At 68.2% G+C, this 26770-nt stretch carries 27 protein-coding genes and 1 pseudogene; 9 read left to right on the top strand and 19 right to left on the bottom strand.

Translation table 11 applies throughout. The features are described 5' to 3' along the window. The 4 genes and pseudogenes from DIE12_RS29755 to DIE12_RS38780 all read right to left on the bottom strand — a co-directional run. A pseudogene (locus DIE12_RS29755) lies at window positions 1–151 on the bottom strand (aspartate aminotransferase family protein); the annotation flags it as partial. Between the two features lie 37 nt (window positions 152–188). Further along, on the bottom strand, window positions 189–1526 hold the full coding sequence (locus tag DIE12_RS29750; protein WP_044849097.1) for a glutamine synthetase family protein: 1338 nt from the start codon (window positions 1524–1526) through the stop codon (window positions 189–191). A gap of 29 nt (window positions 1527–1555) precedes the next feature. Further along, window positions 1556–2341 carry a gamma-glutamyl-gamma-aminobutyrate hydrolase family protein gene (locus DIE12_RS29745; RefSeq protein WP_124520612.1) on the bottom strand — a complete coding sequence of 262 codons (786 nt, stop codon included), beginning with the start codon at window positions 2339–2341 and terminating at the stop codon, window positions 1556–1558. Window positions 2342–2626: 285 nt separating this feature from the next. After that, window positions 2627–2809, bottom strand: a complete 183-nt coding sequence (locus tag DIE12_RS38780; protein ID WP_006402789.1) for a hypothetical protein — start codon at window positions 2807–2809, stop codon at window positions 2627–2629. 468 nt (window positions 2810–3277) lie between these two features. Between DIE12_RS38780 and DIE12_RS29735 the strand changes: the two genes are divergently transcribed. Both DIE12_RS29735 and DIE12_RS29730 read left to right on the top strand, forming a co-directional pair. Continuing rightward, window positions 3278–3829 (top strand): cupin domain-containing protein, encoded by a 552-nt coding sequence (locus tag DIE12_RS29735; protein ID WP_044849101.1) that lies wholly within the window; start codon window positions 3278–3280, stop codon window positions 3827–3829. 89 nt (window positions 3830–3918) lie between these two features. Then, window positions 3919–5409 (top strand): aldehyde dehydrogenase, encoded by a 1491-nt coding sequence (locus tag DIE12_RS29730; protein WP_044849095.1) that lies wholly within the window; start codon window positions 3919–3921, stop codon window positions 5407–5409. Window positions 5410–5469: 60 nt separating this feature from the next. Here the strand turns inward: DIE12_RS29730 and DIE12_RS29725 are convergent, their stop codons facing one another. Further along, a complete protein-coding gene (locus tag DIE12_RS29725) occupies window positions 5470–5670 on the bottom strand; it encodes a heavy-metal-associated domain-containing protein (protein WP_044849094.1) in 201 nt (66 codons plus the stop codon). 333 nt (window positions 5671–6003) lie between these two features. On the opposite strand from DIE12_RS29725, the gene DIE12_RS29715 reads away from it, so the two are divergent. Together DIE12_RS29715 and DIE12_RS29710 are read left to right on the top strand one after the other, a co-directional pair. Continuing rightward, complete coding sequence (locus DIE12_RS29715) at window positions 6004–6336, top strand: cupredoxin domain-containing protein (protein WP_124520613.1); 333 nt, start codon at window positions 6004–6006, stop codon at window positions 6334–6336. Window positions 6337–6348: 12 nt separating this feature from the next. Then, on the top strand, window positions 6349–7185 hold the full coding sequence (locus DIE12_RS29710) for an FTR1 family protein (RefSeq protein WP_044849093.1): 837 nt from the start codon (window positions 6349–6351) through the stop codon (window positions 7183–7185). Between the two features lie 73 nt (window positions 7186–7258). Here the strand turns inward: DIE12_RS29710 and DIE12_RS29705 are convergent, their stop codons facing one another. The 7 genes from DIE12_RS29705 to DIE12_RS29675 form a co-directional block, all read right to left on the bottom strand. After that, entirely contained in the window at window positions 7259–7477 is a 219-nt protein-coding gene (locus DIE12_RS29705) for a hypothetical protein (protein ID WP_040142345.1), read from the bottom strand. Next, window positions 7477–7932, bottom strand: coding sequence for a hypothetical protein (locus DIE12_RS29700; protein ID WP_124520614.1), 456 nt, complete (start codon window positions 7930–7932; stop codon window positions 7477–7479). The genes DIE12_RS29705 and DIE12_RS29700 overlap by 1 nt, the downstream gene beginning before the upstream one ends. Window positions 7933–7982: 50 nt before the next feature. Further along, on the bottom strand, window positions 7983–9800 hold the full coding sequence (glmS, locus tag DIE12_RS29695; protein WP_124520615.1) for a glutamine--fructose-6-phosphate transaminase (isomerizing): 1818 nt from the start codon (window positions 9798–9800) through the stop codon (window positions 7983–7985). A 54-nt stretch (window positions 9801–9854) separates the two neighbouring features. Continuing rightward, window positions 9855–11216, bottom strand: coding sequence for a bifunctional UDP-N-acetylglucosamine diphosphorylase/glucosamine-1-phosphate N-acetyltransferase GlmU (gene glmU, locus DIE12_RS29690; protein WP_124520616.1), 1362 nt, complete (start codon window positions 11214–11216; stop codon window positions 9855–9857). Between the two features lie 135 nt (window positions 11217–11351). Continuing rightward, window positions 11352–12347, bottom strand: a complete 996-nt coding sequence (gene ttcA, locus DIE12_RS29685) for a tRNA 2-thiocytidine(32) synthetase TtcA (RefSeq protein WP_124486623.1) — start codon at window positions 12345–12347, stop codon at window positions 11352–11354. Next, window positions 12344–12748: a dihydroneopterin aldolase gene (locus tag DIE12_RS29680; RefSeq protein WP_124486622.1), complete on the bottom strand. Its 405-nt coding sequence runs from the start codon at window positions 12746–12748 to the stop codon at window positions 12344–12346. The genes ttcA and DIE12_RS29680 overlap by 4 nt, the downstream gene beginning before the upstream one ends. 78 nt (window positions 12749–12826) lie before the next feature. Further along, window positions 12827–13570 carry an SDR family oxidoreductase gene (locus tag DIE12_RS29675; RefSeq protein ID WP_044849085.1) on the bottom strand — a complete coding sequence of 248 codons (744 nt, stop codon included), beginning with the start codon at window positions 13568–13570 and terminating at the stop codon, window positions 12827–12829. A 13-nt stretch (window positions 13571–13583) separates the two neighbouring features. Here DIE12_RS29675 and DIE12_RS29670 point away from each other — a divergent pair, with 13 nt between their 5' ends. Continuing rightward, entirely contained in the window at window positions 13584–14774 is a 1191-nt protein-coding gene (locus tag DIE12_RS29670) for a class I SAM-dependent methyltransferase (RefSeq protein WP_124520617.1), read from the top strand. A 14-nt stretch (window positions 14775–14788) separates the two neighbouring features. Beyond that, entirely contained in the window at window positions 14789–14983 is a 195-nt protein-coding gene (locus DIE12_RS29665; protein WP_124486620.1) for a DUF2905 domain-containing protein, read from the top strand. Window positions 14984–15086: 103 nt separating this feature from the next. Here the strand turns inward: DIE12_RS29665 and DIE12_RS29660 are convergent, their stop codons facing one another. From DIE12_RS29660 to DIE12_RS29635, 6 genes are all read right to left on the bottom strand, one after another. After that, window positions 15087–15308, bottom strand: a complete 222-nt coding sequence (locus tag DIE12_RS29660) for a hypothetical protein (RefSeq protein WP_044849082.1) — start codon at window positions 15306–15308, stop codon at window positions 15087–15089. 98 nt (window positions 15309–15406) lie between these two features. After that, window positions 15407–16315, bottom strand: coding sequence for a carbohydrate kinase (locus DIE12_RS29655; protein WP_124486619.1), 909 nt, complete (start codon window positions 16313–16315; stop codon window positions 15407–15409). After that, complete coding sequence (locus DIE12_RS29650; protein ID WP_124520618.1) at window positions 16312–17592, bottom strand: AGE family epimerase/isomerase; 1281 nt, start codon at window positions 17590–17592, stop codon at window positions 16312–16314. Before DIE12_RS29650 ends, DIE12_RS29655 begins: the two co-directional genes overlap by 4 nt. Next, the gene (locus DIE12_RS29645) at window positions 17589–18608 is read right to left on the bottom strand and encodes a LacI family DNA-binding transcriptional regulator (RefSeq protein WP_124520619.1); all 1020 of its coding nucleotides are present in this window, start codon (window positions 18606–18608) and stop codon (window positions 17589–17591) included. The genes DIE12_RS29650 and DIE12_RS29645 overlap by 4 nt, the downstream gene beginning before the upstream one ends. 351 nt (window positions 18609–18959) lie before the next feature. Further along, window positions 18960–20798 carry a phosphodiesterase gene (locus DIE12_RS29640; protein ID WP_124520620.1) on the bottom strand — a complete coding sequence of 613 codons (1839 nt, stop codon included), beginning with the start codon at window positions 20796–20798 and terminating at the stop codon, window positions 18960–18962. A 281-nt stretch (window positions 20799–21079) separates the two neighbouring features. Then, window positions 21080–22123: a bile acid:sodium symporter family protein gene (locus tag DIE12_RS29635; RefSeq protein ID WP_124520621.1), complete on the bottom strand. Its 1044-nt coding sequence runs from the start codon at window positions 22121–22123 to the stop codon at window positions 21080–21082. 358 nt (window positions 22124–22481) lie between these two features. Between DIE12_RS29635 and DIE12_RS29630 the strand changes: the two genes are divergently transcribed. From DIE12_RS29630 to DIE12_RS29620, 3 genes are all read left to right on the top strand, one after another. Next, on the top strand, window positions 22482–22979 hold the full coding sequence (locus DIE12_RS29630; RefSeq protein WP_124520758.1) for a peptide-binding protein: 498 nt from the start codon (window positions 22482–22484) through the stop codon (window positions 22977–22979). 347 nt (window positions 22980–23326) lie between these two features. After that, on the top strand, window positions 23327–24403 hold the full coding sequence (locus tag DIE12_RS29625; RefSeq protein WP_044846147.1) for a porin: 1077 nt from the start codon (window positions 23327–23329) through the stop codon (window positions 24401–24403). A gap of 174 nt (window positions 24404–24577) precedes the next feature. Further along, window positions 24578–25540 carry a LysR family transcriptional regulator gene (locus tag DIE12_RS29620; protein WP_044846148.1) on the top strand — a complete coding sequence of 321 codons (963 nt, stop codon included), beginning with the start codon at window positions 24578–24580 and terminating at the stop codon, window positions 25538–25540. A 112-nt stretch (window positions 25541–25652) separates the two neighbouring features. Here the strand turns inward: DIE12_RS29620 and DIE12_RS29615 are convergent, their stop codons facing one another. Further along, window positions 25653–26612 (bottom strand): nitronate monooxygenase family protein, encoded by a 960-nt coding sequence (locus DIE12_RS29615; protein WP_044846149.1) that lies wholly within the window; start codon window positions 26610–26612, stop codon window positions 25653–25655. Between the last annotated feature and the right edge of the window lie 158 nt (window positions 26613–26770).

The raw sequence follows: 26770 nt of genomic DNA, 5'->3' as shown, positions 1-26770 counted from the left end.
CGCGATTGAGCGCACCCATGTCCGAGAACGGATGGATGTGGTGCGCGGCGTCGAGCGCGCGGTATTCGGCGGTCGAGCGTGCCTGCGTCGTGCGCGGTGCGGTGGCCGGCGCGGCCGGCTGGATCCAGGCAGATTCGTTGCGGTACGTCATGTTTCCTCCGTGATTCCGTATTCGGTCGTGTGCACGCTCAGACGTGCAGCAGCAGATGGCGGCGTTCCCACGAACTGATCACGCGGAAGAACGCTTCGTATTCGGTTTCCTTCAGCGCGAAATACGCCTTCAGGAACTTGTGGCCGAGAATCTCGCCGAGCGGCTCGCACGCGGCCATCAGCGTGAGCCCTTCCTCGAGGTTGCGCGGCAGCTGGTACGGCAGCTCGTAGCCGTCGCTGACGAGCGGTTCGGTCGGCTCGAGACGCTGCGTCATGCCGAGATAGCCGGCCGCGAGCGTCGCCGCGAGCGCGAGGTACGGGTTGCAGTCGACGCCCGGAATCCGGTTCTCGATGCGGCGCGCGGCCGGGCCCGAGTGCGGGATGCGGAAGCCGACCGTGCGGTTGTCGTAGCCCCACTGCACGTTGATCGGCGCGGCCATGAAGCGCGACAGCCGGCGATACGAATTGATGTACGGCGCGAAGATCGGCATCAAGGCGGGCGTGTACTTCTGCAGCCCCGCGAGGTAGTTGTAGAACAGCGAGGTCGCGCCGCCCGTTTCCGGCGACGTGAACAGGTTGCGGCCCGTTTCCTCGTCGACGATGCTCTGGTGCACGTGCATCGCCGAGCCCGGCTCGTTTTCCATCGGCTTGGCCATGAAGGTCGAGTACATGTTGTGGCGCAACGCGGCCTCGCGCACCGTGCGCTTGAACAGGAACACCTGGTCGGCCAGCGACAGCGCGTCGCCGTGCATGAAGTTGATCTCCATCTGCGCGGCGCCGACTTCGTGGATCAGCGTGTCGATGTCGAGGTTCTGCGCTTCGCAGTACTCGTAGATGTCCTCGAACAGCGGGTCGAACTCGTTGACCGCCTCGATCGAATACGACTGGCGGCCCGTTTCGGGGCGGCCCGTGCGGCCGACCGGCGGACGCAGCGGCAGGTCCGGGTCCTTGTTCATGTCGACCAGGTAGAACTCGAGCTCCGGCGCGACGACCGGCTTCCAGCCCTTCGCCTTGTAGAGGTCGAGCACGCGGCGCAGCACGTAGCGCGGCGAGATCTCGACCGGCGAGCCGTCGAAGTGCACGCAATCGTGGATCACCTGCGCGGTCGGATCGACGGCCCACGGGATCAGGCGAATGGTCGACGTGTCGGGCACGCACACCATGTCGGGATCGGTCACGCCGGTCAGCGAGCCGTCTTCCGGATAGTCGCCGGTGACGGTCTGCACCATCACGGCCTGCGGCAGCCGCATCGATTCGCCGGACGTGAACTTGTTGCGCGGCGTGATCTTGCCGCGCGCGATGCCGGCCATGTCGGGAATGATCGCTTCGATCTCGGTGATCCGGTGCTGCTTCAGAAAGTCTTCGATGTCTTGCATGTCTGTTCTCGTTATGTGGGTCGGCGCGCTCAGGCGAGCGCGGCGGCGGCCGTGGCACGTGTGCGGGCGTCGCGGCGCGCGCGGCAGGCGTCGCCGAAGGCGCGGAAGATCGCGCTCGACAGCGGGTCATGCGCATGCCGCCATTCCGGGTGCCACTGCACGGCGAGGGCGAAGGCCGGGGCATCGACGACGCTGACGGCCTCGATCAGGCCGTCCGGCGCGACGGCTTCGACGGCGAGGCCGGAACCGAGCTGCGCGATGCCCTGCTTGTGCAGCGAGTTCACGTGCACGTCGTCGCGGCCGCCGGCGAGCGTGTGCAGCACGCCGCCGGGCGTCAGGCGCACGACGTGCGCGGGGCCGTATTGCGTGTCCATCGGCGCGTCGTCGTCCTCGCGGTGATCGGCGAGGCCCGGCACGTCGTGCACGCGCTGATGCAGCGTGCCGCCGCAAACGACGTTCAGCTCCTGGAAGCCGCGGCACACGGCCAGCACGGGCACGCCCGCGACGATCGCCGCGCGCAGCAGCGGCAGCGTCGTCGCGTCGCGCGCGGGATCGTGCTTCGTGCCGGGCGCGCTCGGCTCGCCGCCATACAGGTGCGGCTCGACGTTCGAATAGCTGCCGGTAAACAACAGGCCGTCGACCGTGGCGAGCACGTCGTCGACCGACTGGCGATCGCCGAGCGCGGGCAGCACCATCGCGAGCGCGTGTGCGCCGTCGACGATCGCCGCGACGTACTTGTCGCCGACCGTGTGCGACGCATGTGCGCCGATCTGCGTGAAGTCGGCGGTGATGCCGACGAGGGGTTTCCTTTCCATGACGTCAATCAGTTGTCCGTAGGACCGTTGCGTGCATCACGCGGGAAAACCGCAAAATGCAGGCGCGACACGGCCCCGCAGCCTCGCGAAGCGCGCAAGGCCGCTGGTGAATGGGCGCAACGGGTTCGCATGGCGATCCGCGCTGCGCGCGACGGTCAGGCCATCGTTCGTTTCGTCGTGCCGTGCGACGCGGCAATGGATGCGCGAACGCGTTCCGTCACCGCGCAGACGACGCGGCTGACGAACAGGCAGTTGAAACGAACGACGAGAAAAGGAGGAGAGGCGCTATGGCAGCAGCGACGCGACTTCGTCGGTATCGACGGCCACGAACGCGCGTGCGGAAACGGCGTTGTGACGGCGAACGGAACGACGGGACAGGATGGTGTAGATCGACAGATGCAGCAGGCGAGGACTATGCCAGCCGCAACTGCCATCGGAAGCGGGAGCAGCGCTGCGCAAACTTCGCACATCGCCTCGATCCCACCTCACCAGAGGGCCACGGACTCTCACGATTACACTCGACTGGTTTGTTGAAAGTATTGAACACCTGATCGTTTCGGCGCGCGAGGCGTTTAAAATAATCAAGGTGCCCGGCCTGCGTCATTTACATTGATGGGCATCAATTTTTACGTTGCAGTAACGTTTTTCGGTGCCGATGAATGGCCAATGACGCTGACCTGAGAGCCAGCATATACGAGCCAAAAACGGCGTCAAATGTTTTTTGACGGTCTCGTGTCAGGGCTTTCCCGAGGCACTGCGAACAAAATATTCGTAAATGGAATGACGCGCGGGGTGTTCATTATTTCGAACGCCTTTCAGGGTTTTCCCCGCTGATGTGTGGCATAAAGTGATTAGAATATTCAACGGCTGCTCAACGCTGTCCAACGCGTCGTTTCACTTTTTCACCGCACTTCTATCGTGTCCGAAACCGAATCGATGTCCACCGAAGTCGCCGAGCGCCTGCGTTTCGTGCGCAACAAGCATGGCCTGTCGCAGCGCGAACTCGCGAAGCGGGCCGGCGTGACCAACGGCACGATCTCGCTGATCGAACAGGGGCGCGTGAGCCCGTCGGTCGGCTCGCTGAAGAAACTGCTCGAATGCATCCCGATGAGTCTCGCGGAGTTCTTCACGTTCGAGCTGGTCGAATCGCGCTCGGTCGTGTCGCGACGTGACGAGATGCCGAACCTCGGCAACGACGCGCTCGCGTTTCACCTCGTCGGCGCGGGCGTGAAGGACCGCAACATGTGCATCATGCGCGAGGTCTACCAGCCGCTCGCCGATACGGGGCCCGAGATGCTCGTGCACGCGGGGCACGAGGGTGGCGTGGTCGTGTCGGGTCGGCTCGAGCTCACCGTCGACGGCGCGACCTGGCTGCTCGACCCCGGAGACGGCTACTACTTCGAAAGCCGTTTGCCGCACCGTTTTCGCAATCCCAGCGCGGAACAGCTCTGCGAGGTCGTGTCGGCCAATTCGCCGGCCACCTTCTGACCGCGCATCACCGCATTCGCCACCGCCGGCAGCGTTGCCGTTGCACGGCGTGCCGCAGCGCGAATGCCACAACCGTTGAGGCATCCTGAATGAACAAGTTGACTTTGGCTGACTGGCAGGACAAGGCGGCGTCGCTCGAGATCGAGGGGCGCGCATTCATCGACGGCGCGTCGCGCGACGCGCACGGCGGCAAGACGTTCGACTGCGTGAGCCCGATCGACGGCCGCGTGCTCGCGAAGGTGGCCGATTGCGGCGAGGCCGACGTGAACGCCGCCGTCGCGGCCGCCCGCCGCGCGTTCGACGCCGGCGTGTGGGCCGGACTGAACCCGCGCGCGCGCAAGGCCGTGCTGCTGCGCTGGGCCGCACTGATGCGCGAGCATCTCGACGAACTGTCGCTGCTCGAGACGCTCGACGCCGGCAAGCCGATCGGCGACACGACGACGGTCGACGTGCCGGGCGCCGCGTATTGCGTCGAGTGGTTCGCCGAGGCGATCGACAAGGTCGGCGGCGAAGTCGCGCCGGCCGACCATCATCTCGTCGGCCTCGTCACGCGCGAGCCGGTCGGCGTGGTCGCGGCCGTCGTGCCGTGGAACTTCCCGATCCTGATGGCCGCATGGAAGTTCGGCCCGGCGCTCGCGGCCGGCAACAGCGTCGTGCTGAAACCGTCGGAGAAATCGCCGCTGACCGCGATCCGCGTCGCGCAGCTCGCGTACGAGGCCGGCATCCCGGCCGGCGTGTTCAACGTCGTGCCGGGCGCGGGCGAACCGGGCAAGCTGCTCGCGCTTCATCGCGACGTCGACTGCATCGCGTTCACCGGCTCCACGGCAGTCGGCAAGCTGATCATGCAGTACGCCGCGCAGTCGAACCTGAAGCGCGCATGGCTCGAACTCGGCGGCAAGTCGCCGAACATCGTGCTGCCCGATTGCCCGGATCTCGACCGCGCCGCGCAGGCCGCGGCCGGCGCGATCTTCTACAACATGGGCGAGATGTGCACGGCCGGCTCGCGCCTGCTCGTGCATCGCGACATCAAGGACGCGTTCATCGAGAAGCTGGTCGCGGCCGCGCGTGCGTACGTGCCGGGCAACCCGCTCGATCCGTCGGTATCGATGGGCGCGATCGTCGACGGCATCCAGCTCGAGCGCGTGCTCGGCTACATCGACGCCGGGCGCAAGGAGGGCACGCTCGTCACGGGCGGTGCGCGCGTGAAGGCGGAGACGGGCGGCTTCTACGTCGAGCCGACGGTGTTCGAGGTGAAGCCCGATGCGAAGATCGCGCGCGAGGAGATCTTCGGTCCCGTGCTGTCGGTGATCGTGTTCGACGATGTCGACGAGGCGGTGCGGATCGCGAACGATACCGAGTACGGGCTCGCGGCGGCGGTGTGGACGTCGGACCTGACGACCGCGCACGACGTGTCGCGCCGGCTGCGGGCGGGCACGGTGTGGGTGAACTGCTACGACGAAGGCGGCGACATGAACTTCCCGTTCGGCGGCTACAAGCAGTCGGGCAACGGCCGCGACAAGTCGCTGCATGCGCTCGAGAAGTACACCGAACTGAAGTCGACGCTGATCCGGCTTCGCTGACGCGGCCGGTGTGCGGGCGCGGTGCCGACGGGCGCCACGCCCGTGCTGCGCATGCGCGCGTCAGGCCGTGCGCAGCGCCGGGTGGAAGCCCGCGGCTTCGATGATCGACTGCACGCGTTCGGCGCCTTGCGCCGATTCGACCTTGACCGTCTTCGCGGCCACGTCGATGTCGAGCTTCGCAGCGGGGTCGGCTGCCGTCACGGCACGCGTGATGGCGTTGGCGCAGCCGCCGCAGGTCATGTCCTGGACTTCGAATTCCATCGTGTTCTCCTGGGTTGGGTGGCGATTCACAAACGTCGCCAGCATGAAGCTTGCCATGGTGGGAAGGTCAAGCGATTCGTCGCGTTCGGCATCGCGAAAGCTATTTGTAAAGCAGAAGTCAGACGAATCGTGATGCGCCGATGTACGTCAGTCGGAATTTTTCCCGATTGACGGTCGCGCATTGTCGGCGAAATCTGGCGGAGCCTTGCACGACAAGGTGCGTGTCGCGTCGACGACGCCCGATGCCCATGCCATCAGTAAGGGTACTTCGAGAGGGAAATGCGAATCGATCTTACTATCGGTTCCCCCTCGATATTTCATTTCGTTACCCATATGAATCGCTTCGCTTTCGGTTTCGCACTGGCCCTGCTGGGCGTATCGGCATCGTCCGCCTTCGCTGCCGACGACGTCGTCAACCTGACCCTGAAGGACCACAAGTTCTCGCCCGACGGCGTGACGATTCCGGCCGGCAAGAAGGTGAAGTTCGTCGTGAAGAATCTCGACGCGACGCCCGCGGAATTCGAAAGCGACGATTTCAAGGCAGAGAAGGTCGTGCCGGCCGGCAAGTCGGTCGAGATCCTCGTCGGGCCGCTGAAGGCCGGCACCTACGAGTTCCACGACGAGTATCACGAAGCGCAGTCGAAGACGCACCTGACCGTCAAGTAAGCGGATATCGCCATGCTGTCTACTGCCCTGATCGTCTTTCGTGAAGTGCTCGAGGCCGCGCTGGTGGTCTCGATCGTGATGGCCGCCACGAAGGGCGTGCCGCGGCGCGGCTGGTGGGTCGGCGGCGGGCTCGTCGGCGGCGTGATCGGCGCCGGCCTGATCGCCGCGTTCGCCGACGTGATCTCGCAGTGGGCATCCGGCATGGGGCAGGAAGTCTTCAACGCGGGCGTGATGTTCGTCGCGACGCTGATGCTCGCGTGGCATTGCATCTGGATGAGCCGCCACGGCCGCGAGATGGCGCTGCACATGGGCGAGGTCGGGCGGGCCGTCGCGGCCGGCAGCCGGCCGCTCACGGGGCTCGCGATCGTGGTCGGCGTCGCGGTATTGCGCGAAGGCTCCGAGGCCGTGCTGTTCCTGTACGGCATCGCGGCGGGCGATCCGGGACAGACGCCGCAGATGATCGTCGGCGGGCTGCTCGGCGTGCTGGGTGGCGCCGGGCTCGGCTATGCGATGTATGCGGGCCTGCTGCAGATTCCGCTCAAGCGCCTGTTTTCCGTCACCAATGCGCTGATCGTGCTGCTCGCGGCGGGGATGGCGAGCCAGTGCGTCGGCTTCCTGCTTGCCGCGGGCCTCGTGCCGTCGTGGGGCGACGCGGTCTGGGATACCTCGTGGCTGCTCAAGGAAACGAGCATCGTCGGCAAGGCGCTGCATACGTTGATCGGCTATACCGCGCGTCCGGCGGGGATCCAGATCGCCGCGTACCTGGTCACGCTGGTTGCGATCGTCGTGCTGGCGCGGCTCGTCGGCCGGCCGCGGACGGTCGTGCCGCCGCCGCGGCCCGTCGCCTGAGCGGGCGGGGCCGAATGCAAAAAGGGGCGTCGTGGACGCCCCTTGTTACTTGCGTTGACGGTTCGCGCTCCGTTCAGCGATGGCTGTCGATCCACGCGCGGGCCCATTCGAGCCCCGCTTCGCGCGCTTCGTCCTCGGTATCGAACACGCCGAGCACGCCTGACGCTTCGACGAGCCGGTTGTTCTGCGTGATCGTGCCGCTCGCCGCGAAGCGCTCGGGCTGCAGGATTTCGTCTTGCTGCAGGATCGAATGGCCCCAGATCTGGTAGCCGTGATAGGTCTGCGCTTCCATTATCGCGTCACCTCCGCGGAACGGCGGCTCGCGCCGACACGCAGCACGTTGCCGTCCGGCGTGTATTGCCGTGGGATATCGGAGAATTTGAGTGCGTGCGGCGTGTCGGGCACGGTCGGCTGCATCACGGTGAGCCGGCCCGGCGCGGGCTGCGCGACGGGGCGCGGTGCGGCCGGCGCATCGACCGTCGCGGCGGTCGGTCGATGCGGCGCGGCTTTCACGGCTTGTGCGACGCGGCGCTTGTGCGGCTTGACGGCGACCTTCGGCTGCACGCTCGCGTGCTTTTCCGCGGTCTTGTTGCCGGCGTGCGCGTCGGCGGCCGCGCGCGGGGGCGGCGTACGTGCCGCCGGCACGCGCGCCTCGGGCGGGTTCCAGACTTCGACGTAGTGCTCGGTCGCCCAGCCCGTCGACGCGAAGCTCAGCGCCAGCAATCCGCATCCAAACAGTCTTACCATGGTCTCTCCGTCAGTCTCGCCGGCGCGCCGGACTGCGCTGCGCCGATTGCTTACTCCACCGTCACCGACTTCGCGAGGTTGCGCGGCTTGTCGACGTCGGTGCCGCGCGCGCACGCGGTGTGATATGCGAGCAGCTGCAGCGGCACGACGTGCAGGATCGGCGACAGCTGGCCGTAGTGTTCCGGCATCCGGATCACGTGCAGGCCGTCGTCGTTGACGATCTGCGTGTCGGCATCCGCGAACACGTACAGCTCGCCGCCGCGCGCGCGCACTTCCTGCATGTTCGACTTCAGCTTCTCGAGCAGCGTGTCGTTCGGCGCGACCGTGACGACCGGCATCGCTTCCGTGACGAGCGCGAGCGGGCCGTGCTTCAGTTCGCCGGCCGGATAGGCCTCGGCGTGGATGTACGAGATTTCCTTCAGCTTCAGCGCGCCTTCGAGCGCGATCGGGTAGTGCAGCCCGCGGCCGAGGAACAGCGCGTTTTCCTTGCGCGCGAATTCCTCCGACCACGCGATGATCTGCGGCTCGAGGGCGAGCACGCTGTTCAGCGCGGCCGGCAGGTGGCGCAGCTCCTTCAGGAATTGCGCTTCCTGCGCGGCGTCGACGTGCCCGCGCAGCTTGCCGAGCGTCGCGGCCAGCACGAACAGCGCGACGAGCTGGGTCGTGAACGCCTTGGTCGACGCGACGCCGATCTCGGTGCCCGCGTGCGTCAGGAACTGCATCTCGGTGAGGCGCACCATCGCGCTCGTCGCGACGTTGCACACCGCGAGCGTATGCGTGTGGCCGAGAGACTGCGCGTGCTTGAGCGCGGCGAGCGTGTCGGCCGTCTCTCCCGACTGCGAGATCACCAGCACGAGCTGGCGCGGGTTCGGCACCGATTCGCGATAGCGGTATTCGCTCGCGATCTCGACCTGGGTCGGAATCTTCGCGATCGATTCGAGCCAGTACTTCGCGGTGAGGCCCGAGTAGTAGCTCGTGCCGCACGCGAGGATCAGCAGGCTGTCGATGTCCGCGAACGCGGCGGGCGCCGCGTCGCCGAACAGCGTTGCGTCGAATGCTTCGGTTTGCGGCACCGTGTCGCTGATCGCGCGCGGCTGCTCGAAGATTTCCTTCTGCATGAAGTGGCGATACGGGCCCAGCTCGACCGCGCCGCCGTATGCGCTGACCACGCGGATCTCGCGCTGCGCGAGCGCGCCGTGGCGGTCGACGATCTTCACGCCGTCGAGCGACAGCTCGCACATGTCGCCTTCCTCGAGGAACGTGAAATGGTCGGTGCTGCCGGCCAGCGCCAGTGCGTCGGAGGCGAGGAAGTTCTCGCCGTCGCCGTGGCCGACGACGAGCGGCGAACCCTGGCGCGCGCCGACGACGATGTGCGGCTGGTCCTTGTGGGTCACCGCGATCGCATACGCGCCGTGCAGCTGCTGCACGGCTTCGCGCACGGCCTCGAACAGGTCGCCGCGATACAGGCTGTGCACGAGGTGCGCGATCACTTCGGTGTCGGTCTGCGACACGAATTCGTAGCCCTTCGCGCGCAGCGCGTCGCGCAGCGTCTCGAAGTTCTCGATGATGCCGTTGTGCACCAGCGCGAGCGCGTTCGACGAGAAGATCGGGTGTGCGTTGTGCGTGACGGGCGCACCGTGCGTCGCCCAGCGCGTGTGCGCGACGCCGGTCGTGCCTGCGAGGTGCGATTCCTGCACCTGCGCGTCGAGATCGGCGACGCGCGCGACGCTGCGCGCGCGCTTCGGTGCGTCCGGCTCGAGCACGGCGACGCCGCACGAGTCGTAGCCACGGTATTCGAGGCGCCGCAATCCTTCGATCAGCACCGGAACGATATTACGCTGCGCAACTGCGCCGACAATGCCGCACATGAATGGTCAATCCTGTAAGTCGACGCGGGCGCCGTTCGGGCGCCCGCAAAAGGTTCAGCTCTTCTTCTTGACCGGTCGGACGTAGCCGCTTTTCGCGGTCTGCGTCTTCTCGTTCAATGCGAGGACGCCCTCGGCGACGTCCTTCCAGATCGTCGTGCCGGCCGCGATCGTCACGCCGCGGCCGACGCGCACCGGCGCGACGAGCTGCGTGTCCGAGCCGACGAATACGTCGTCCTCGATCACGGTGCGGAACTTGTTCGCGCCGTCGTAGTTGCAGGTGATCGTGCCGGCGCCGATGTTCACGCGCGCGCCGATGTCGGCGTCGCCGATGTAGGTCAGGTGGTTCGCCTTCGAACCGTGGCCGATCACCGCGTTCTTCACCTCGACGAAGTTGCCGACGTGCGCTTCGTCCGCGAGCTGCGCGCCCGGGCGCAGCCGCGCGTACGGGCCGATCACGGTGTGCGCGCCGAGTTCGGCGCCGTCGATGTGCGTGAACGCGTCGATGCGCGTGCCCGCGCCGATCGACGCGTTGCGGATCACGCAGTTCGCGCCGATCGTCACGTTGTCGGCGAGCGTCACGTTGCCTTCGAACACGCAGTTCACGTCGATCGACACGTCGCGGCCGCACCGGAGCGTGCCGCGCACGTCGAGGCGCGCCGGATCGGCGAGCGTGACGCCGTCGGCGAGCAGCGCATCGGCGACGTTGCGCTGATGGATGCGCTCGAGTTCCGCGAGCTGCGCCTTGCTGTTCACGCCGAGCGTTTCCCAGTCCTCGTCGGGCTGCGCCGTGACGATCTCGAAGCCGGCCTCGATCGCGAGTTCGACGACGTCGGTCAGGTAGTACTCGCCCTGCGCGTTCTCGTTCTTCAGCGCGCCGAGCCACATCGACAGCTGGGCCGTCGGCGTGACGATGATGCCGGTGTTGATCTCGGCGATCTTCAGTTGCTCGGGCGACGCATCCTTCTGCTCGACGATGCGCGTGACGAAGCCGGACGCGTCGCGCACGATGCGGCCGTAGCCGGTCGGATCGTCGAGCGTGACCGTCAGAATCCCGTAGCGGCCCTCGCGCGCGGCGTCGACCAGACGCCGCAGCGTCGACGCGTGGGTGAGCGGCACGTCGCCGTACAGCACCAGCGTCGGTTGCGCGGGATCGAGCAGCGGCAGCGCCTGGCGCACCGCGTGGCCGGTGCCGAGCTGCTCGGCCTGTACCGCGAACTGCACGTCGGGCGCGGCGACGGCGGCCTGGACCTGCTCGGCGCCATGACCGACGACGACGACGAGCCGCGACGGCTGCAGCGTGCGCGCGGTGGCGATGACGTGGGAGAGGAGCGGCCTGCCGGCCAGGGGATGGAGCACTTTCGGCAGCGCGGAACGCATGCGCTTGCCGGTGCCTGCCGCCAAAATCACGATATTCATGGCGCCAGCTTGTCAGAGGAGTTCGTAGCCGTCCATTTTAGCATGCGGCCCCTGGCATTCCGGGCCTGTCGCGACCGGGCGACAGTGCCGGAACAGGGCACGCTGCGCCCCGTTCCGGCGATGTTCGGACCCTGCTTACAGGTCGTCGAACTGGACAATCGAGATCGGTTTCGCGGCACCCGGCACGGCGGTGTCTTCGCCGGACGCGCACGGCTCCTCGTCGAACGCAATGTCGCCCTGCGGATCGGCTTCTCCGGTCGCGCGCAGCGACGCGAACGGGAACTGGGTCGTATCCATCAGGTGCGACGGCACGACGTTCGCGAGCGCGCTGAACATGTTGTCGACGCGGCCCGGAAAGCGCTTGTCCCATTCGCGGATCAGCGCCTTCATTTCCGCGCGCTTCAGGTTCGGCTGGCTGCCGCACAGGTTGCACGGGATGATCGGGAATTCGCGCAGCTCCGCGTATTTCTCGAGATCGGTTTCCTTCACGTACGCGAGCGGGCGGATCACGACGTTCCGGCCGTCGTCCGACTGCAGCTTCGGCGGCATCCCCTTCAGCTTGCCGCCGTAGAACATGTTGAGCAGCAAGGTTTGCAGGATGTCGTCGCGGTGGTGGCCGAGCGCGATCTTGGTCGCGCCGAGCTCGCCCGCCACGCGGTACAGGATCCCGCGGCGCAGCCGCGAGCACAGCGAGCAGGTCGTCTTGCCTTCGGGGACGAGCCGCTTGACGATGCTGTAGGTGTCCTGGTTCTCGATGTGGAACGGCACACCGACCTGCGTCAGGTACTCGGGCAGCACGTGCTCGGGGAAGCCCGGCTGCTTCTGGTCGAGGTTGACCGCGACGATGTCGAAGTCGATCGGCGCGCGTTCGCGCAGGCGCAGCAGCACGTCGAGCATCGCGTAGCTGTCCTTGCCGCCCGACAGGCACACCATCACCTTGTCGCCCTGCTCGATCATGTTGTAGTCGCCGATCGCCTGGCCGACCTGGCGCACGATCCGCTTGAACAGCTTGTTGTTCTCGTACGCTTCCTTCTGCTCGCGGCGCGTCAGCGCGCGGCGACCGGTGTCGGCGACGGTGGCTTCGATGGCGGCGCCATCGGCCGCCGTGTCATTCATGTGGGGGGCGTTCATGCGCGCTCCTCGTCCTTGATGCGAAAGACTTCGACGCCGACGGCGTCGCAGTCCGGATAGGCGTCCGGTTTCTCGGTACAGACGCGTACCGCGCGCACGCTGTCGTGCGCCAGCAGGTTCGCGGCGATCGCGTCGCACAGCGTTTCCTGCAGGTGGATGTGGCCGCGCGCCAGGCACTGCGCGACGCTCTGCTTCATCAGGTCGTAGTCGACGACTTCATGCAGCCGGTCGTCGACGGGGGTGGACAGCGCGAGCGGCACGAACAGGTCGATGTTGATGACGACGCGCTGCTCGCCGCGCTTCTCGTGTTCGAAGGCCCCGATGTTGATGTGCACCTCGTAGTCGCGCAGGTAGAGCCTGCGGCAGTCCGCGAGGCGGGGGTGCAGGAGAGCGGAAAACATGGTCGTCCCAGTCAAATTGGCGTGCGTGCACGCAAAGCGGCGCGGGCGGCGGCGGTCGGGCCGCGCGCTCCGCGCAGTTCAGTCATTCGGGCCGGCGGCGGGCGGCACCAGGTGCTCGCCGCCGTCGACGGTCAGCGTCGCGCCCGTGACGCCGGGCGCGCTCGCGAGATAGCAGGCCGCCGCCGCGATGTCGTTCGCGTGCGGCGCGTGGCCGCGCACGAGCGCCGCGACGCGCACCTTCGGCGCCAGCGCCAGCGCGAGCGCCGAGGTCGCGCGGTTCAGCGCGGCCTGCATCAGCGCGTGCGACAGCTGCGCCGGCGCCGGGTGAAACAGGGCCTGGTCCAGCACGTGGATCGCGCAGGCGCGCAGCGATTCGTCGTCGCGCGCGGCATCGGGCGTCGCGTCGGCGAGCGCGCGGGCCAGCGCGAGCGGCGCCGTCACGTTGCGCGCGAGCGCGCCGGCGAGCGACGCGCCATCCACGGTATGCGCGTCGTCGGTGCCGGCGCAAGCGCTCACGAACACCGCACAGGCGGGCCGGCCGAGTGCCGCGCCGCACGCGGCAACGAGCGCGGCCGCATCGGCTTCCAGGGCCAGATCGGCGTCGAGCACGGCCGCGCGGCGGCCCAGTGCGGCGACTTCGGCGACCAGCGCGTCGCCAGCCGCGCGCGGCGCGCCGGGGCTGCGCTGCAGCGCGACGTCCCAGCCGCGCTGCGCGAATCCGGTCGCGAGCGCACGGCCGAGCGACGCGGCGTCGGCCGCGCTGCCCAGCGCGCCCGCGACGAGCGCGATGCGCGGGGGCGACGTATCGGCTGAAACGGTCATTTACAATGCCGGGATGAACCCGAAAGCTCACGAACCCGCTAGTTTACCTGCTCCCGGCCCTGACGCGCTCGCGCAGTCCGAAACCCTCGCCGCGCAACTGCGCGACGAGATCGCGGCGGCCGGCGGCTGGCTGCCGTTCGACCGCTTCATGGAACGCGCGCTGTACGCGCCCGGCCTCGGCTATTACAGCGGCGGCGCGCGCAAGTTCGGGCGCCGCGCCGACGACGGCAGCGACTTCGTGACGGCCCCCGAGCTGTCGCCGCTGTTCGCGCAGACGCTCGCGAATCCCGTCGCCGACGCGCTCGCGGCGAGCGGCACGCGCCGCGTGATGGAATTCGGCGCGGGCACCGGCAAGCTCGCGGCCGGGCTGCTCGCGGCGCTCGATGCGCTCGGCGTCGAGCTCGACGAATACCTGATCGTCGACCTGTCCGGCGAACTGCGCGAACGGCAGCGCGACACGATCGCGGCGGCTGCGCCGGCGCTTGCGGGAAAAGTACGCTGGCTCGACGCGCTGCCCGAGCGCTTCGACGGCGTCGTGGTCGGCAACGAGGTGCTCGACGCGATGCCGGTGCGCCTCTTTGCGAAGGCGGGCGGCGCGTGGCGCGAGCGCGGCGTCGCGCTCGACGCGCGGCACGCGTTCGTGTTCGACGACCGGCCCGTGGGCGCGGCCGGCCTGCCGCCGGTGCTCGCGACGCTCGACGTCGACGACGGCTACGTGACCGAAACACATGAAGCCGCGCTGGCGTTCACGCGCACCGTGTGCACGATGCTCGGGCGCGGCGCGGTGCTGCTGGTCGACTACGGCTTCCCCGCGCACGAGTACTACCACCCGCAGCGCGACCGCGGCACGCTGATGTGCCACTACCGCCACCACGCGCACGACGACGCATTCCTTTACCCGGGCCTGCAGGACATCACCGCGCACGTCGAATTCACCGGCATCTACGACGCGGGCGTCGCGACCGGCGCGGACCTGCTCGGCTACACGTCGCAGGCGCGTTTCCTGTTGAACGCGGGCATCACCGACGCGCTCGCCGCGATCGATCCGTCCGACATCCACCAGTTCCTGCCGGCCGCGAACGCGGTGCAGAAGCTGATCTCGGAAGCCGAGATGGGCGAGCTGTTCAAGGTGATCGCGTTCTCGCGCGGCATCGACGGCACGCTCGACGCGTTCGCGCGCGGCGACCGCTCGCACGCGCTCTGACGGCGGAGACCGGGATGCTGCGCTGGTTCATGGCGTCGTTCGTTGCGGTGATGATCCTGACGCGCTGCTGGCCGTGGCTCGGCAAGTTCGGCATCGGGCGGATGCCGGGCGACGTCACGCTGACGCTCGGCGGGCGGCGTTATCCGTTCCCGTTCATGTCGACGCTGGTGCTGACGATGCTGGTGTCGCTGGTGGCGCGGCTGCTCTGAGCCGTGCCGAAGACGGCGCGTCGCGGTCCGGCCGCGGCGCGCACGTGACGGGTTCGGCGCGGGGTAGTTCGTGCATGACGGCTCGTGCATTGAAGCTCGCGCATCACAGCTCGATTTCGCCGAGGATCCGGTGCGCGAGCGCCTTCGCCTCGTCGAACGCCTCTTCCTCGCTCGGACTCGTCGTGTGGACGTCGTAGCGCACGTTCTCCGTCTCGTCGCCGTCGTCCCGGGCGAGGATCACGTAGCCCTGGAACTGTCCGTTGGCGGCGTGCTGCGTATGCGCCTTGGCCGTGTAGATGCCCTTCGTGAACGTGTTCGTGTCCATCGTGCCTCTCCCGCAATAGGACACTTCATCGTAGCACTGCGGCGCAGCATGTACAGCGCCGCATATCGGCGACCGATCAGCGCGCCGTCATCATCCCGTCACCCTTCGAGCAGCGCGACGACCTCGTCGAGCGTCGGCGCGTGCGCGCCCGTGTGCCGGCATGCGGCGGCGCCCGCCGCGAGCGCGAACGCGAGATGCTCGCGCCACGACCGCTGCGGCGCGGCCATCAGGCTGAACAGCATGCCGCCGATCGACGCGTCGCCGGCGCCGACGGTGTCGACCACCTCGACGCGCGGCGGGCTGGCCTCGAGCACGTCGCCGTCCGCGTACAGCGTCGCCGCCTGCGCGCCGCGTGTGACGAGCACGGCCGCGCGCGGATTCAGCGCGCGCACCGCCGCGACCGCGTCGGGGCCGTCGCCGCCGAACAGGTGGCGCAGGTCCTCGTCGGAGACCTTGATCAGGTCGGCGAGCGCGGCCATCGTCTCCAGCGTCGGCCGGTACGCGGCCGTCATCAGGTTCCGGTAGTTCGGATCGAAGCTGATCTTCACGCCGCGCGCGTGCAGGTCGGCCGCGAGCGCGACGAGCGTGCCCGCGAGCGGCTCGCGCACCAGGCTGATGCAGCCGAAGTGCGCCCATTTCACGTGAGCGGCCCAGCCGGCCGGCAGCCGCGCCGGGTCGAACGCGAGGTCCGCGCTCGCTTCGCCGATGAAGAAGTACGCGGGCGGCCGCGTCTCGTGGACGATCGCGAGCAGCGGCGCACGCGGGACCCGCTGCAGGAAGCGCAGGTCGAGCCCGGCGGCCTCGCTGGTGCGCCACAGCACGTCGGAGAAGCAGTCCTCGCCGATCGCGCCCGCGAGCGCGCTCGACAGGCCGAGCCGCGCGACCGCGCGCGCGACGTTCCAGCCGGCGCCGCCCGGCACCGAGGTCCACTGCGCGTCGCCTGCGCGCACCATGTCGGTCAGGATGTCGCCCGCCGACACGAAGGCCGGAAAGGTGCCGCCGCTCATTGCGTCGGCTCGCTGCGCGCCGCCCGCGCGAGGGTCGCGAGCACGTCGTAGCACGCGCCCATCGTGTGATAGTCGGTCTTGCCGGCCGGGCTTTTCTCGTCGCTGTACTTGCGGTTGTCGCAGGTGAGGATCCGATACCACGCGCCGTAGCGGTGATCGACGAAATGCGCCCAGCTGTAGCGCCAGATCTCGTCGTACCAATCCCAGAAACGCTCGCTGCCGGTGCGCGCGCCGAGCATCGCGGCCGCTGCGAAGGTCTCCGCCTGCACCCAGAAATACTTGTTGTGGTCGCAGATCGTGAAGTCGGGGCCGAAGCCGTAGCAGAGGCCGCCGTGATCGGCGTCCCATGCGTGCGTGAGCGCCGCGTCGAACAGCTCGGCCGCGCGCGGCACGAGCCAGTCGAGCGGGCGGTGCCGCTCCAGGATCAGGAGCAGCTTCGCCCATTCGGTCTGGTGCCCGGGCTGGAAGCCCCACGGACGGAAGATGTTCGAGCTGTCTTCCTTGTTGTAGTCCCAGTCGACCGACCAGTCCGCGTGGTAGTGCTCCCACACGAGGCCGCCCGACAGCGCGGCCTGGCGCTGCGTGATGTGGGTCGCGAGCTTTTCCGCGCGATCGAGGTAGGTGAGGTGGCCGGTCGCCTCGTATGCCGCGAGCAGCGCTTCCGTCATGTGCATGTTCGCGTTCTGGCCGCGGTACGACGACACGATCCAGTTCGGCGTCGCGTCGTCCGCGTAGAGGCCGGCGGCCGCATCCCAGAAGCGGTGTTCGGCGAGCTCGTAGGTCGACGCGATCAGCGCGCGCGCTTCGTCGATGCCGGCCATCGTCGCGTGCGCGGCGGCCAGCAGCACGAACGCGAGCCCGTAGCAATGGCGCGTGCCGTCGAGCGTCGCGTGCTTCGTGCCGTCGCGCCAGTCGAGCTCCCAGTCGTAGCCTTGCAGCGCCTCGTCCCAGTGCGCGTCGCGCAGGAAGCGCAGCCCGTGGCGCGCGTAGTCGAGATGGCGCGGATCGCCGAAATGCCGGTACGCCATCGCGTAGTTGAAGACGAACCGGCAACTGCTGACCAGATGCCGCGACGTGCGGTTGTAGACGCTGCCGTCGTCGCGGAAATAGTGGCGGAAGCCGCCCGTCGGGTCGAACGCGTTCGTCGCGTAGAACCGCAGCGTGTCCTCGACGTGCGACAGCAGGAACGACGGATCGCGGAAGCTCGCGACGAACGGTGCCGCTTGCGCGTGGTTGGCCGGCGTGGCCGTGCGGGATTGGGCCGGGGGCATGTTCATGATTCGGTGACCGTGGCGGTATCGAGCGCCGGTGAGCCGGCGGGCTGGCTGCTGGCCCGTACGATCAGCTCGACGGGCAGGGAGATCTCGGTGCGCTCGGGGGCTTCGGCGAGCAGCAGTTCGACGCCGCGGCGGCCGAGCGCTTCCTTGTCGACGGCGAGCGTCGTGAGCGGCGGGTTCGCGTGCGCGGCGGCCGGGATGTCGTCGAAGCCGACGATCGCGATGTCTTCCGGAATCCGCACGCCGCGCGCGAGGCACACGCGCTGCGCGGCCAGCGCGGCGGCGTCGTTGTACGCGAACACGGCGTCCGGGCGCGGGCCCGGCGCGTCGAGCAGCTGCTGCATCGCCCGCGCGGCGCCGGTGTCGGGGTCGAGCCCGGCGTCGATCGTCACTTCGTACGCGGGATCGAACAGCCGCCCGGCCTCGAAGAACGCGCGCCGGTAGCCGATCGCGCGCTGCGCGATGCTGTAGTGCGCGGCCGAGCCGCCGATGAACGCGATCCGCGAGCGGCCCATCGCGAGCAGGTGACGCATCGCGAGCGCCGCGCCCGTCGCGTTGTCGATGTTCACCGAGCGCAGGCCGGGCGCCCACAGGTCGATCAGCACGAGCGGCCGGCCGGTCGCGGCGAGCGCCTCGATCGTCTCGGGCTCGATGAAGCCGGCCACCGCGATCGCGTCGGGCGCGTGCGGGCGCATCTGGCGCAGCACGTCGTCGTTCGGGCCGACCGTGAGCAGCGTCGGCACGATGCCGCGCTCGCGGCACGCGTCCTCGACGCCGTGCAGCACGTGCGAGAAGAACGGGCTGGCGGGAAAGCGGTTGTGCTGGCGGTGCAGCAGGAAGGTGAGCCGGCGGATGCGCGGCCGCAACTGGGCCGGGTCGTAGCCGAGCCGCTGCGCGATCTCGACGATGCGCGCTCGCGTGGCTTCGGACAGGCCCGGCTGGTTTTTCAGCGCGCGGGAGACGGTGCCGATCGAGACCTCTGCCGCCCGCGCTACGTCGCGAATGGTGGTGCCCATCGTTCGGGATCCGGTTTGTTTAGGGTGACGGCGATTGTATAGTAAACGCGGCGCCTAATTCGGGCCGGATAACCGGGGAATACCCGGAAATAGCGGGTTTTTGCGAGCTAATCTGCGAAAACGCCGTTACTAAAAATACTAAACAAAACGCGGAAAAGGCAAGGTGATCACGCGGAATGTGGCGGTGCCGGCAGGTGGAGCGTCCGGCACGTTCCGCTGCCCGGCGTGAACGGAGCCGGCGGGGCGATCGGCCGGCGGTTGCCGGGGCGCGGCCCGGCCGGGTCGGCGCGGCACCGGCAACGTCGCTCGGGCGGGTTGGCGACCTGCCTGCGACCGGCAACCGCCCGTCACTCAGCCTGCCGCCGCGAGTGGCGGCTCGCCGCGATCGCGCAGCGCCGCGCGGCCCGCGTCCAGATCGACGACCGCGAGCCCGCCCGGCTGCTGTTTCGCGCGTCGCTTCGCGAGCGCCGCGACCGATGCGATCTCGTCGCTGCCGTAGCGTATCGCGCCGTTCGCGCCGGCCGGCACGCCGACCACACCGATCGCCATCGTCACGAAGCCGAAGAACGCGGGGTTGCCGTAGCGGTCCTCGCCGCGCAGCCCGCCCGCCAGCCGGTCGGCCTGCGTGTAGAAGCGCTGCGCGCCGTCGTTGAAGCGCGCGATCGCGTCGGCCGCGCGCGCGTGCCAGTCGTCGCGCTGGAACAGCACGAGGAAATCGTCGCCGCCGACGTGTCCGAGAAAGTCGCGTTGCGGATCGCACACGCCGGCCAGCACCGTCGCCGCGAACTTCAGCACTTCGTCGCCTTGCCAGTAGCCGTACTGGTCGTTGAACGGCTTGAACTGGTTCAGGTCGACGTAGCACGCGTGGAAGCCGGCGTCGCGCGCCAGCAGGCGCTCGATATGCGCGCTGATCGGGATGTTGCCGGGCAGGAACGTCAGCGGATTCGCGTAGCGCGCGGCCTCGATGCGCATTTCGGTCACCGCGCGCACGAGGCTTTCGCCGGTGCCGAGCCCGACGTAGCGGCCGTGTTCGGTGATCACGAAGCCGTCCGCGAGGTAGCGCTGGTCGTGGCTCGCGAGCAGCATCGCGAGCTGCTCGACCGTCGTCGCGTTGTCGATCATCAGCGGCGCGTCGTTCGCGAACTGCAGGCACGGCTTCTTCCCGAACACCTCGCGGTGGTACGGCAGCGCGAAGCGGTCGATGAAGCCGCGCCGGTTCACGAGCGCGACCGGCTGGTCGCGTTCGACGAGCGCGACCGCGTGCAGCGCGGGCATCCGGTTGAACAGGTCGAGCACGTCGTTGTTGGTCGCGTCGCGCGGCAGCGCCGGCGCGGCGACGAGCATCTTCGCCGCGATCGTGCCGGCCGGCCGCACGGCGCGGGTCGCACCGGGAAACACCGCGATGTGCGGGGCGCGGATCGCGTCGCGCGCGGCCGGCGCGACGACCGGCGAGGGTTGCGCGTCCGGCCGCCCGAGCAGGAAGCCCTGCACGCAGCCGATGCCCATGTCGCGCACGACGAGCAGGTCGCACTCGTTCTCGATCCCTTCCGCGATCAGTTGCGCGCCGCTTGCCTGCGCGAAGTGCTGCATCGCCCTGACCGCCTCGAACTTGAGCGGATCGCGCGCGATGTCGTGGATGAAGAAGCGGTCGATCTTCACGACATCCGGGTGCAGGCGCAGCCACAGGTTCATGCTCGCGTTCGCGGTGCCGTAGTCGTCGAGCGCGAACTGGATGCCGGCGTCGCGCAGCGAGGCGACCGCCGGCCCGATGCGTGCGACGTCCGGCAGCGCGGTCTGCTCGGTCAGCTCGATCACGATGCGCTCGGCGCCGATCCGCGCGCGCACGAGCAGTTGCCGCGCGCGCTCGCGTTCGCGCGCGAGTTGCAGGATCGTGCCCGCGCTGAAGTTGAGGAACAGCTTGCCGTCGCAGCCGAGCGCCGCGAATGCGTCGAGGCAGGTGCGCGCGGCCGCCTGTTCGAGCGCGACGGTCGTGCCGTCGCGGGCGGCCTGCGCGAACAGTGCGGCCGGCGGCTCGAGGTCGGTGCCGCGCGGGCCGCGGATCAGGCCTTCGTAACCGACGACCGTGCCCGATCCGAGATCGACGATCGGCTGGAACACGGCCGCGAGCGCGCGTTCCGCGATCAGGTGGGTGGTGGGGGCAGCGGGCGAGTCGGGATGGGGCGCGGGCATGGAGGGGGGCGGCCGAGACGACGGGACGCCCGACTTTAACGGCAGTGCGTGCGGAGAATTGAATGAAGATTTCGTGACGCGATGCGCGTCGATGGTGCATGCGTCGCGGCGGGCTGCGCGGCGGGGAGGCGGGAGGCGGGAGGCGGGAGGCGGGAGGCGGGAGGCGGAAAGCGCGAAGCGAGAAGCGAGAAGCGAGAAGCGAGAAGCGAGAAGCGAGAGGCGAGAGGCGAGAGGCGAACACCCCAGCGCGGCCAGTCATGCCGGCCGCGCAGCCTCCCGCGTCAGCGCTTGCCCGCGCTCAGCGCACCGCGCCCGCGTGCGGCACCGGCCGCACCCGCGTCGCCGTCGCGCTCGCCGCTCGTGTCGCGCGCGCCCCAGCGTTGCGCGAGCGCCGCGCAGGCCATCAGCTGGATCTGGTGGAACAGCATCAGCGGCAGCACGATCGCGCCGACCGCCTGCGCGGAGAAGATCACCTTCGCCATCGGCACGCCGGCCGCGAGGCTCTTCTTCGACCCGCAGAAAATGATCGTGATCTGGTCGGCGCGGTTGAAGCCGAGCCGCTTGCTGACGAACGCGGTCAGCCCCAGCGCGATCACGAGCAGCACGACGTTGACGATCAGCAGGCCGCCGAGCGCGCGCGCCGGAATCTGGTGCCACAGCCCCTGGTTCACGGCCTCGCTGAACGCGACGTAGACGACGAGCAGGATCGAGCCCTGGTCGACGAAGCGCAGCACGCCGCGGTTGCGTTCGATCCAGCCGCCGATCACGGGCCGCAGCAGCTGGCCGGCGATGAACGGCACGAGCAGCTGCATCACGATGCTGCCGATGGTGCTCCACGGCGACGCGGCCGCGGCCGACTGCGACGTGATCATCAGCCCGACGAGCGCCGGCGTCACGAAGATCCCGAGCAGGCTCGACGCCGATGCCGCGCACACGGCGGCCGGCACGTTGCCCTTCGCGATCGACGTGAACGCGATCGACGACTGGACGGTCGACGGCAGCGTGCACAGGAACAGCACGCCGGCATACAGCGTCGGCGTGACGAGCGGCTGCAGCACGGGCTTCAGCGCGAGGCCGAGCAGCGGGAACAGCGCGAACGTGCTGAGCAGCACGACCGCATGCAGCCGCCAGTGGGTCGCGCCCGCGACGACGGCTTCTCGCGACAGCTTCGCGCCGTGCAGGAAGAACAGCAGGCCGACCGCGATGTTGGTCGCCCAATTGAACGCATGGGCGGCCGGGCCGCGGCACGGCAGCAGGCTCGCGAGCACGACGGTGCCGACGAGCGCGAGCGTGAAGTTGTCGGGAAGAAAACGGGGACGGGCCATCGGGGAACTCGATTCGGAAACGGCGGGCGCACATGTCGCGCGCGCGAAGCCGGTATTGTCCCGGTTGGTCATTCAATAAACAAATTCATTGTACGAATCCATTGATGAATCGATTGCATGATGCGGCTGCGCAACACGGCACGCCCGCGGCGGCCCGGCGACGTGCGAAGCGGCAGAAGAATGTTCTGTCGCGATCCCACCCTGAAGTGAAAAAACCTAGCAGTAACATGGTGTTACACCGATGCCCGCGACATAACACTTTTTGGCTCGACACCGTTTGGGACCGCTCATAAATTACTGCTGAAAGGCTTGCGTCGGCCGGAAACAGCCGGCGGCGAGCGGCAACAGGCACTGAATGATGACGGAACGGGTGAAACTGAAGGTCGGACGATGGGTGGCAGGCGTGCTCGGCGCGCTGCTGATGCCGCTCGCGCTCGCGCAACCGCCGCATGGTGGTCAGGCGTTCGGCGGCGGTCATGGCTTCGGTCACGGTTTCGGTGGCGGCGACATGCGCATGTACGGCCAGCCGGCCGGCAACGCGCAGGTATGGCGCCGGGCGCTGCCGCCGGGCGGCGCGCGTGCCGGCGGCGTGAACGGCTATGGTTCCCGCTGGGGCCTGCGTCCGACGCCGTCTTACGGGCATTACGCCGCGCAGAGCCCGTATCGTCCGATCAGCGCCGAGTCCCGCCAGATGCCGCGTCCGCCGGGCGGCGGCAACGTTCCGTTGCGGGCCGGCTCGATCCGCGCCGACGTCGCGCGCTACAACGAAGAGCGTGGCGGCCGTCCGATGCCGCCGCCCCGCGCGCAGGAAGAGCCTTCCCACTCGCCGTTTTTCTCCCCGTTCTACCGAAACTGAGCGCCCCGCGCGTTCGTTCCCCCGCCGGCTGTGATGCGAATTCGCCACAGTCGCGCATAGATTTCCGCTGATTTTCCCGTCGCATTGCGCTATCTTTCGCGCCCGGCACGCGCGCCCCTCGCGGCCGTCCCGTCGCGTGCCCGCACCGCGCGGGGCCGCTGCGGCGCGCCTGGCCATGTGCCGATTCCGCGAAGTTAATGCTGCCGCTATACCCGCAATAAGTGTGCGCAATTTTGACGGGACGCAGGTTCCGTAAAGATGGCTGCGCCCCATACGACGCAAGCAATCGGCTCCAAACAACAACGCTCGCGCCACTTATCGACATTCGACAAAACCCTGGAGATCCCATGAAAGCATTCGCTCGCCGTGCGTCGCGCACGTCCGTCAAGCTGATCGCCGCGGCCGCCTGCGTGGCCGCAACCGCACCCGTTCACGCGCAGTCGAGCGTCTCGCTCTACGGTCAGGTCGACGAATGGGTCGGCGCCACCAAGTTCCCGGGCGGCGATCGCGCATGGAACGTGTCGGGCGGCGGGATGTCGACGTCCTACTGGGGCCTGCACGGCGCCGAGGATCTCGGTGACGGCTACAAGGCGATCTTCACGCTGGAGAGCTTCTTCCGTGCGCAGAACGGCCAGTTCGGCCGCTTCCAGGGCGACACGTTCTTCGCGCGCAACGCATATGTCGGCGTCAGCTCGCCGTACGGCACGGTGACGGCGGGCCGCCTGACCACGCACCTGTTCCTGTCGACGATCCTGTTCAACCCGTTCTACGATTCGTACACCTTCTCGCCGATGGTGTACCACGTGTTCCTCGGCCTCGGCACGTTCCCGACCTATCCGAGCGACCAGGGCGCGGTCGGCGATTCGGGCTGGAACAACGCACTGTCCTACACGTCACCTTCGTTCGGGGGCCTGAATTTCGCGGCGATGTACGCGCTCGGCAACACGGCCGGCGACAACCGCTCGAAGAAGTGGAGCGCGCAGTTCAACTACGCGAACGGCCCGTTCGCGGCGACCGCTGTCTACCAGTACGTGAACTTCAACAACGGCCCGCAGGACCTGAGCTCGCTCGTGACCGGCATGAAGAGCCAGGGCATCGGGCTGGTCGGCGCGACCTACGACCTGAAATACGTGAAGCTGTTCGGCCAGTACATGTATACGAAGAACGACCAGGTCGCCGGCAGCTGGCACGTGAACACCGCGCAGGGCGGCGTGTCGGTGCCGCTCGGCGTCGGCAACGCAATGGCGTCGTACGCGTACTCGCGCGACGGCGGCGGCCTCGACCAGACGCGCCAGACCTGGGCCGTCGGCTACGACTATCCGTTGTCCAAGCGCACCGACGTCTACGCTGCGTACATGAACGACCACATCAGCGGCCTGTCGAGCGGCAATACGTTCGGCGCAGGCATCCGCGCGAAGTTCTGACGATTCGTCGGTTCGGACGCGCACACAACGCGCGTCGCATGTGCCGGCATTGCGCCCCGAAAAAACGGCGCCGCTATTCGCGGCGCCGTTTTGCCTTTGTTGACCTTTTTGTTTCCTCGCCTTTGTTACCCTATCTCGTAATTGCATAATTCCCAGGAATTGCGAGCTAGTTCGATGGATACCCTCGTCAGCATGAATGTGTTTCGCTACGTCGTCGAAGTGGGCAGCTTCGTCGGCGCGGCCGAGCGCATGCAGATGTCGGCCGCGATGGCGAGCAAGCACGTGATGCATCTCGAGCAGCAGCTCGGCGCGCGGCTGCTGCATCGCACGACACGACGTGTCGCGCCGACCGAGGCGGGACGCGAATACTATGAGCGCCTCGTGCAGGCGCTGTCGGAACTCGACGAAGCCGGACAGGCGGTCGGCGCCGCGAGCGTGGTGCCGCAGGGCCGCCTGCGCGTGACGTCGCTGTCCGCGTTCGGATTGCGGCACGTGATGCAGGCCGTCACCGATTATGCGGGTCGGTTCCCGGACGTGACCGTCGACGTGACGCTGTCCGATCGCGTGGTCGACCTGATCGAGGAAGGCTACGACGTCGCGGTGCGCGCGGCGCCGAACGGGCTGAAATCGTCGTCGCTGGTCGCGCGGCAGATCGCGACCGCGCACATCCTGCTGGTCGCGTCGCCCGAGTATCTCGACAAGCACGGCACGCCACAGACGATCGCCGATCTCGCGCATCACAACTACCTGCGTCGCGATTCGAATTCGACGATGCTCGATTCGCTGGTGATCGACGCGGCCGCCGCGTCGCGCGTGAACCTGAACGGCAACCTGATCGTGAACCATCTCGAGGGGCTGCGCGCAGCCGTGCTCGCGGGCGCGGGCATCGCGCTGCTCGGCACCGAGGTGGTCGGCGACGACATCGAATCCGGCCGGCTCGTGCCGGTGCTGCTCGACGCCGTGCCGCCGCACGAGGCGCCGATCTATGCGGTGTACGCGAGCCGTCGCCACGTGTCCGCGAAGGTGCGCTCGTTCGTCGACTTCCTCGCGGCACGGTTCGAAGGGCAGTCGCTGTGCCCGTCGATCGAGTCGCGCCTGCGCGTGCTGCCGATCACGCGGATCAAGCGCGCGGGCTGACCGGCGCCGGCCGCCCGCGTGGCGGACATGAAAAAAGCGCGAGCCGTTGCGGTTCGCGCTTTTTTGTTTGGTCCGACGTCGTGCGCGCCGGTGGCGCAACCCGCCGCCCGCGTCAGCGCGCGATGCCGAGTCGTGCCTTCGCGTCGTCGTACTCGCGCTTCAGGCGCTCGACGAGTGCGCCGACGCTCGGCAGGTCGTCCATCAGGCCGACGCCCTGGCCGGCACCCCAGATGTCCTTCCACGCCTTCGCCTTGTCGCCGCCGAAATTCATCTTCGACTTGTCCGATTCCGGCAGTGCGTCCGGATCGAGGCCGGCCTTCTCGATGCTCTCGCGGATGTAGTTGCCGTGCACGCCGGTGAAGAGGTTCGTGTAGACGATGTCGGACGATTTCGCGTTGAGGATCGCGTGCTTGTAGTCCTCGACCGCGTGCGCTTCCTGCGTCGCGATGAAGCGCGTGCCCATGTACGCGAAGTCGGCGCCCATCGCCTGCGCGGCGAGGATCGAGCCGCCGTTGGCGATCGCGCCGGACAGCACGATCGGGCCGTCGAACATCTTGCGCACTTCGCCCACGAGCGCAAACGGCGACGTCGTGCCCGCATGGCCGCCGGCGCCGGCCGCGACGAGGATCAGTCCGTCGACTCCCGCTTCGAGCGCCTTCTGCGCGTGGCGCAGGTTGATCACGTCGTGCAGCACGATGCCGCCGTAGCTGTGCACCGCGTCGACGATCTCGCGCGCCGGCGCGCGCAGGCTCGTGATGAAGATCGGCACCTTGTGCTCGACGCACACGCGCACGTCGTGCTCGAGCCGGACGTTCGACTGATGGACGATCTGGTTGACCGCGATCGGGCCGATCACCGCGTCCGGGTGCTTCGCCTTGTGGTCGGCTAGTTCGGACTGGATCTGCGTGAGCCATTCGTCGAGCAGTTCGGCCGGACGGGCGTTGAGCGCGGGGAAGGATCCGACGATACCCGCCTTGCATTGCGCGAGCACGAGTTCGGGGTAGCTGACGATGAACATGGGCGACGCGATGACGGGCAGCGTCAGGTTCTGCAGGACGGCGGGCAATGCCATGTGATGTCTCCAGTCTCGAGGGGCGGCCGGGCCCGGCGCGGGTCGCGCCGACGCCGGCATGCATGCTTGGCGGTCGAACGGTGCTTCGAGTGTAGCGGTACAGCCGCGCGTTCATATTAATACGAACGGTCGTGCGATTCTACGCGAGCTTAACAAAC

It is taken from the genome of Burkholderia sp. Bp9015, from assembly GCF_003853505.1.
In the GTDB taxonomy this organism is placed as follows: domain Bacteria; phylum Pseudomonadota; class Gammaproteobacteria; order Burkholderiales; family Burkholderiaceae; genus Burkholderia.
This window is presented reverse-complemented; position numbering and strand designations above follow the sequence as displayed.